The organism is Acidovorax sp. KPB24-07 (assembly GCF_057543315.1).
In genome coordinates this window covers 1-6,958 of sequence record NZ_BAAJYS010000197.1, presented here as the reverse complement: position 1 = coordinate 6,958, position 6,958 = coordinate 1, and the positions used below count along the sequence as shown (strand labels likewise).

The 6,958-nt window shown below is 69.7% G+C and carries 8 protein-coding genes; 3 read left to right on the top strand and 5 right to left on the bottom strand.

Annotation, left to right across the window (positions count from 1 at the left end; genetic code table 11):
* Positions 1 to 436 (top strand): Wzy polymerase domain-containing protein (locus AC27IQ_RS16845; RefSeq protein ID WP_487090139.1); only part of this gene is annotated, 436 nt, incomplete at its 5' end.
* Positions 437 to 451: 15 nt separating this feature from the next.
* Here AC27IQ_RS16845 and AC27IQ_RS16840 read toward each other — a convergent pair.
* Positions 452 to 1,036 (bottom strand): YqiA/YcfP family alpha/beta fold hydrolase, encoded by a 585-nt coding sequence (locus AC27IQ_RS16840; protein ID WP_487090138.1) that lies wholly within the window; start codon positions 1,034 to 1,036, stop codon positions 452 to 454.
* Positions 1,037 to 1,146: 110 nt separating this feature from the next.
* Between AC27IQ_RS16840 and rodA the strand changes: the two genes are divergently transcribed.
* Positions 1,147 to 2,310 carry a rod shape-determining protein RodA gene (rodA, locus tag AC27IQ_RS16835; protein WP_487090137.1) on the top strand — a complete coding sequence of 388 codons (1,164 nt, stop codon included), beginning with the start codon at positions 1,147 to 1,149 and terminating at the stop codon, positions 2,308 to 2,310.
* A 46-nt stretch (positions 2,311 to 2,356) separates the two neighbouring features.
* On the opposite strand, the gene AC27IQ_RS16830 is transcribed toward rodA, so the two are convergent.
* The 4 genes from AC27IQ_RS16830 to AC27IQ_RS16815 all read right to left on the bottom strand — a co-directional run bounded on the left by AC27IQ_RS16830 (position 2,357) and on the right by AC27IQ_RS16815 (position 6,123).
* A complete protein-coding gene (locus tag AC27IQ_RS16830; protein WP_487090136.1) occupies positions 2,357 to 3,661 on the bottom strand; it encodes an MFS transporter in 1,305 nt (434 codons plus the stop codon).
* Positions 3,662 to 3,791: 130 nt separating this feature from the next.
* Positions 3,792 to 4,166 (bottom strand): DUF485 domain-containing protein, encoded by a 375-nt coding sequence (locus AC27IQ_RS16825; protein ID WP_487090135.1) that lies wholly within the window; start codon positions 4,164 to 4,166, stop codon positions 3,792 to 3,794.
* A gap of 66 nt (positions 4,167 to 4,232) precedes the next feature.
* Positions 4,233 to 4,658: a hypothetical protein gene (locus AC27IQ_RS16820; protein ID WP_487090134.1), complete on the bottom strand. Its 426-nt coding sequence runs from the start codon at positions 4,656 to 4,658 to the stop codon at positions 4,233 to 4,235.
* Between the two features lie 40 nt (positions 4,659 to 4,698).
* Positions 4,699 to 6,123: an FAD-binding oxidoreductase gene (locus tag AC27IQ_RS16815; protein ID WP_284405607.1), complete on the bottom strand. Its 1,425-nt coding sequence runs from the start codon at positions 6,121 to 6,123 to the stop codon at positions 4,699 to 4,701.
* 134 nt (positions 6,124 to 6,257) lie between these two features.
* Between AC27IQ_RS16815 and AC27IQ_RS16810 the strand changes: the two genes are divergently transcribed.
* Positions 6,258 to 6,929 (top strand): TetR/AcrR family transcriptional regulator, encoded by a 672-nt coding sequence (locus tag AC27IQ_RS16810; protein WP_487090133.1) that lies wholly within the window; start codon positions 6,258 to 6,260, stop codon positions 6,927 to 6,929.
* Positions 6,930 to 6,958 lie beyond the last annotated feature (29 nt).

Below are 6,958 nucleotides of genomic sequence, written 5' to 3'. Positions count from 1 at the left end.
CCCGGCCTGGATCGCCGCCGCCGCGCTGGCCGGTGGCGCGGCGCTGGCTTTTGGGGGGCTGCTGGTGCGCGACTACGAACGGGTGAGCCAGCTCTACCGCGCCGTGCCCGACCGCGACCCGGCCTACCGCGAAGACACCGCCCGCAAGGTGCTGGGCGATATCGCCTTCTTCCGCGGCACGGCCGATTTCGCCACCGTGACGACGACACCCGTGACCGCGCAGAACGCGGCCGACGTCCACACCCGGGCCACCCGGCTGCTGCATTACTCGCCCGAGCCCCGTGTCATCGAGGCGGTGCTGGCCAGTGCGGCATTGCTCGGGCGCACGGACGAGGTGGATTTCCACACGGTGCGCTACCGCATCGCCTATCCGCAGGAGTACGCGCGCTGGGCGGCCAGCCACCCGGCCGCCGCGGCCTCCGCCCCGCTGCCTTGATGCCCTGACCGCCCCTCAGGCCAGGCCGCAGAACCGCGCCACCGTGCCGATTTGCGCGGGAAAGTCGCTCAAGGCATGGTCGCCGCCCTCCAGCAGGACCACCTGCGCGGCGGCATAGCGGCTCGCCATTTCGCGCCAGTCCAGCAGCTCGTCGCCCTTGGCGATGATGGCCAGTTCCGGGCCGGCCGGGGGCCGGCCCCGCATGTCCAGCGCGCGCAGCTCGGCGATGTATTCGGGGCGGAAGAAAAAGCGCTCGGCCGGGTCGTGCCATGCGGTCTGCTCGCCGATGTAGCGTTCCAGGTCCCGCGCCGGGTCCACGGCGGGGTTCAGCAGCACGCTCGGGCAGCGGGCCTGCTGCGCCACCCAGCTCGCGTAGAACCCGCCGAGGGAGGAGCCCACCACCGCCATCGCCCCCTGCGGCCAGTCCGCGATGCCCTGCGCCACGAGGCCCATGGCCGCCCGGGGCGAAGGCGGCAACTGCGGGCACCAGAAATGCACGCCCGGATGGTGGGCGGCCACGTGCGCCGCCATCTGCCGGGCCTTGGCCGACTGGGGCGAGGAGCGAAAGCCGTGCAGGTAGAGCAGGTGGGTGGTGGGCATGGTGGGGCGCGCGGCGGCGTGGAGCGATGCAGGCAATGGTGCGGCAGTGCCGGGGGCCTTCGATTGTGCCGGGATGGCGGCGCCTTCGGCCGGCCGGATAATCGCGCCCCATGTCCGCCGTCTTCGACAAACCCTCCCTGCTGCAGCGCGTCCTGCCCTTGTTCCGTGGCTTCGACTGGCTGCTCATCCTGGTGCTGTTGATGCTGGCATCGACCGGGCTGGTGGCCATGTATTCCTCGGGCTACGACCACGGCACGCGCTTTTACGACCATGGCCGCAACATGCTGCTGGCCGCCGGCATCCTGTTCGTGGTGGCGCAGGTGCCGCCCCAGCGGCTGATGGCGATGGCCGTTCCGCTGTACACGGTGGGGGTGGCGCTGCTGGTGGCGGTGGCGCTGTTCGGCATCACCAAGAAGGGCGCGCAGCGCTGGATCAACCTGGGGCTGGTCATCCAGCCCAGCGAACTGCTCAAGATCGCCATGCCGCTCATGCTGGCCTGGTGGTTCCAGCGGCGCGAGGGCCAGCTGCGGCCGCTGGACTTCGTGGTGGCCGGCGTGCTGCTGGCGGTGCCGGTGGGGCTCATCATGAAGCAGCCCGACCTGGGCACCTCGCTGCTGGTGCTGGCGGCCGGGCTGTCGGTGATCTTCTTCGCCGGCCTGCCCTGGAAGCTGGTGCTGCCGCCCGTGCTGATCGGGGGCATCGGCATCGCCCTCATCGTGTGGTTCGAGCCCCAGCTGTGCGCCGACGGGGTGCGCTGGCCCGTGCTGCACGACTACCAGCAGCAGCGCATCTGCACCCTGCTGGACCCCACGCGCGATCCGCTGGGCAAGGGCTTTCACATCATCCAGGGCATGATCGCCATCGGCTCGGGGGGCTTCTGGGGCAAGGGCTTCATGGCCGGCACGCAGACGCACCTGGAGTTCATTCCCGAGCGCACGACCGACTTCATCTTCGCCGCGTTCTCCGAGGAGTTCGGCCTGGCCGGCAACCTGTTCCTGATCGTGTGCTTCCTGATGCTGGTGTGGCGGGGCCTGGCCATCGCGGTCGGGGCCACCACGCTGTTCTCGCGCCTGATGGCCGGCGCGGTGTCGATGATCTTCTTCACCTACGCCTTCGTGAACATGGGCATGGTGAGCGGCATCCTGCCCGTGGTGGGCGTGCCGCTGCCCTTCGTGAGCTACGGCGGCACCGCCATGGTCACGCTGGGGCTGGCGCTGGGCGTGCTGATGTCCATCGCACGGGCGCAGCGCATTCCGCTGAACGAGCGCACATGAAAAAGCCGGCCAGGCGGCCGGCTGTGTCGGGCGTGGCCGGGCGGGCTCAGGCCTGCAGCGGCTCGTGCGCGGTCTCGCGGGCGACCAGCAGGGCCACCAGCGTGAGGCCCAGCGCGGCCGTCACGTAGAGCGACACCGCCACGGTGGAGCCGTACGACTTGAACAGCGAGGCGATGATCAGCGGCGCGAAGCCGCCCCCCAGGATGCCCGCCAGCGTGTAGGCCAGCGAGGCGCCGGCATAGCGCACCCGGTTGGGAAACTGCTCGGTCACGAAGGCGGCCTGCGGGCCGTACATCATGGCGTGGATCAGCAGGCCGCCGACCACCGCCGCGCAGATGGCGAGCGGCTGCGCCCGGTCCATCAGCACGAAGAACACGAAGGCCCAGGCAATGCCCAGCAGCGCGCCGGCGATGTACACCGGGCGCCGGCCGATGCGGTCCGACAGGTTGCCCACGTGCGGGATCACCAGCACCGCGACGATGTTGCCCAGCACCGGAATCCACAGGTACACGCTCTTGTCGAAGCCCACGCCATAGCCCGGCTGCACGGCATAGGCCGCGCCGAACACCGTCGCCACCACCGGGATCACGTTCATGAGCGCCATGCACACCACGCGCAGCATGTTCGGCCCGTTCTCCTGGAACGCCTGCACGATGGGCGCGCGCGGCACGGCGCCCTGCCGGCGCTCGGCGGTGAACACGGGGGTCTCCTGCACTTCGCGGCGGATGTAGTAGCCCACCAGGATGACGATGAAGCTCAGCAGGAACGGCACGCGCCAGCCCCAGGTGTTGAACTGCTCGGCCGGCAAGAAATACGCCAGCGGCAGGAACACCGCCGCCGCCAGCACCTGCCCTGCCTGCACGCCCTGCAGCGCGAAGCTGGCATAAAAGCCCCGCCGCCCGGTCGGCGCGTGCTCCAGGATCATCGAGCTGGCCCCCGAGATCTCGCCGGCCACCGCGAAGCCCTGGATCAGGCGCAGCACCACGAGCATCGCCGGGGCCAGCAGGCCGGCCTGCGCATAGGTGGGCAGCAGGCCCACGGCCAGGGTGGAAAAGCCCATCAGGAACATGCACAGCACCAGTACCTGCTTGCGGCCATGGGTGTCGCCCCAGTGGCCGAGCACCAGGGCACCGATGGGCCGGGCCACGTAGCCCACGCCGTAGGTGGCGAGCGAGGCCACGATGGCCGCCGTCGGGTTGCCTGCGGGAAAGAAGATCTGGGGAAAGATCAGCGATGCGGCGGTGGCGTAGATGAAGAAGTCGTAGTACTCCAGCACCGAGCCGATCCAGCCACTGGCGGTGGCCTTGCGCGTTTGCTGTAAGCCGCTGTCGGCGGCGCGGTGGTCTGGCATGGGTTTGTCTCCCCTGTTGGAATGGTTGGATGGACGCAAAAGCCTGCGTTGGGCGTTTGGCGGAGCATCTCATGCCTTGGGGTGCCTTTTGGCCATCCGTGCATGGCGGATGGCGCTGGCCGGCGGTGCATCAGGCCTTGCGTTCGAGCTCCCTGGCGTACCGGTGGCTGGCGATGCCCAGGACGATGCCGAAAACGATGAACCCCAGCCCGAAGGCATGGCCGAAACCGAACCATGACCCTTTGCCGCTGCCGGAAAAGGCGATGAACAGGGCACCGGCAGCGATGAAGAACAGGGGCGCAAGGAAGCGGTTGCGCCGCTGCGCGGCCAGCACCACGCTGCTTTGCGCGACCTGCGAATCCAGCGTGCGCGCCTTGGTCTCGCAAGGGCCCTGGCTGCAGCAGATGGAATGGCCCAGGTCCTTGGCGCAGGCCGGGCAGACCCCCTTGTTGCAGGCGCGGCAGGTGCCCACGGCGTCGGCGCCCTGGTGTACGAAGCACTTCATGGATTCTCCGGGTGGTTGGTGGCCATCCCGCGGACTTTAGCGTTGCAGGCGCGGCGGTCCCAGGCGTCATGCCCCATCGGCTGGAAGCGGCGGGGCGGCGTCGATGGGCGCCCAGCCCTCCACGGATTCCAGTGCCACCCGGGCGCACCGGGCCGTGGATCGGGCCGCAAAGGCCTGCTGGTACCGAAGGGAGGCCGCGTCCCATTGGAAGTCCTGCGCAAACCCCTTGGCCAGCACCTCCAGCCGGGCGATCTTCCACCCGTCCACGTCGATCAGCGCAGCGCAGGTGATGGGCCCTGCGGCGTAGTCGGTGGTCAGCCATTCCTGCGCGGCCAGAAAGCGCGAGTCGGGCGACCATTGGAGGGGCTGGCCGAAGAGCCGGTGCGGGATGCCGCGGCCGTCGATCGACAGGCGAAAGTACTCCGGGCCGAACCGGATCTCGCCTTCGAAGCGCAGCGCCGCCCGGTGGGTTCCGTCCGGAGAACGTGCCATGTTTGAATCGCTGCAAGGGGCCGGCCTTCTGCCGCCCGCGTCACAGCGCGAAGATCTTGCCCGGGTTCAGGATGTTCTTCGGGTCCAGCGCGCGCTTGATGGCCCGCATCATGTCCACCGCGCCCGCGCCGGTCTCGTCCAGGAGGAAGCCCATCTTGTGCAGGCCCACGCCGTGCTCGCCCGTGCAGGTGCCGCCCAGGCGCAGGGCGCGGGCGACGAGCTGGTGGTTCAGGTCCTCGGCCTTCAGGCGCTCTTCGGCGCTTTCGGGGTCGATCAGGTAGCCGAAGTGGAAGTTGCCGTCGCCCACGTGGCCGACGAGGAAGTAGGGGATGCCGCTCGCGTCGGCCTCGGTCACCGAGTCGAGCAGGCAGTCGGCCAGGCGGCTGATGGGCACGCAGGTGTCGGTGCTGATGGCGCGGCAGCCAGGGCGGCTTTGCACCGCGGCGAAATAGGCGTTGTGCCGCGCGGTCCACAGGCGGGTGCGTTCCTCGGGGGTGGTGGCCCATTCGAACGCGTTGCCGCCGAACTCGGCCGCGATCTCCTGCACCACCTCGGCCTGCTCCTTCACGCCGGCAGGCGAGCCGTGGAATTCCATGAGCAGCATGGGCTCCTCGCGCAGGCCCAGCTTGCTGTGGGCGTTGACCATGCGCACGGTGTGCGCGTCGATCAGCTCCACGCGCGCGATCGGCACGCCCAGCTGGATGGTCTGGATGGTGGTGCGCACGGCCGCCTCGATGCTCGGGAACGAGCAGATGGCGGCCGACACGGCCTCAGGCAGCGGATACAGGCGCACGGTGACCTCGGTGATCACGCCCAGCGTGCCTTCGCTGCCCACCAGGAGGCGGGTGAGGTCGTAGCCCGCGGCGCTCTTCTTGGCGCGTGTGCCGGTGCGGATGGCCTCGCCGCCGGCCGTGACCACTTCGAGGGCCAGCACGTTCTCGCGCATGGTGCCGTAGCGCACGGCGTTGGTGCCGCTGGCGCGGGTGGCGCACATGCCGCCGATGCTGGCGTCCGCGCCGGGGTCGATGGGAAAGAACAGGCCCGTGTCCTTGATGGCATCGTTGAGCTGCTTGCGCGTGATGCCGGGCTGCACGGTCACGGTGAGGTCGTCGGCATCGACGCTGAGCACGCGGTTCATGCGGTTCACGTCGATGCTGATGCCGCCCTGCACGGCCAGCAGGTGGCCTTCGAGCGAGGAGCCCGCGCCGTACGGAATCACCGGCACGTCGTGCTGCGCGGCGAGCTTCACGGCGTCGGCCACGTCCTGCGTGGTTTCGGCGAACACCACGGCCGAGGGGGGCGGCGCCTTGAGCGAGCCCTCGTCGCGACCGTGCTGTTCACGCACCGCCTGGGCCGTGGAGCACTGCGCGCCGAAGCGGGCGGCGAGTGCGTCGAGCAGTGCCTGCGGAACGGGGCGCAGGTGGATTTCGGGAAGCAGGTGCTTGGCGGCGGCGGGGGCGTTCATGGCGTGTCTCCAGGCTGGAATGGGTGCGGCTTTTTCATTGTAGGCAGCCCGTCGCAGGCAGGGGATTGCCCGGGATTGACGGTCTCGCTGCCGCGTATTTACATTACGTTCGAAATGTATAACGTTTGCCGCCGATGATCCACCGCACGCCCCGCCGCACCCATGCCGAGCGCAGCGCCGCCACGCAGCAGCGCCTGATCGCCACGGCCATCGAGGTCATCCAGTCGCGCAGCTTCGAGGCGATGTCGATCCACGAGCTGGCCCGCACGGCGGGAATGACGTCTGGGGCGGTGCAGCACCACTTCGAGTCGAAGGCCGCGCTGATGATGCGCGTGCTCGCCGAGCTGATCGCGGCGCAGGACCGCGAGGGCCTGCTGTGGCCCGCCGCATCGCTGCCGGCGCTGCAGCGCGCGCAGCATTTCGTGCGGTCCGCGTGGCACATCGTCTATGCGCAGCCGCGCTTCATGGCGGCGTGGAACATCTACCTGGGCAGCCGCAACCAGCCCGAGGTGGTGGCGCACATCGCCGCGCTGCGCCAGGATCTCAATGCGCGCATGCACACGGGGTTCTTCGAGGCGTTTCCCGAACTGGCGGGCGACCCGGAGCGCGAGGGGTTCGTGGGGCTGGTGTTCTCCACGCTGCGCGGCCTGGGCCTGCTGGAGATGTTCCGTCCCGCCGACGAAGCCGCCCATGCGCAACTCGATTGCCTGGCCACGCTCATCGCGCAGCGCTGCGACGGCCTGGCCCGCGCGGGCGCTCCGGCATCGAAACCCCGACCCCGCGCCAGGCCCTCGCGCGCGGCATGACCGGCGCCGTGCCCTGGCCCGGGCACGTG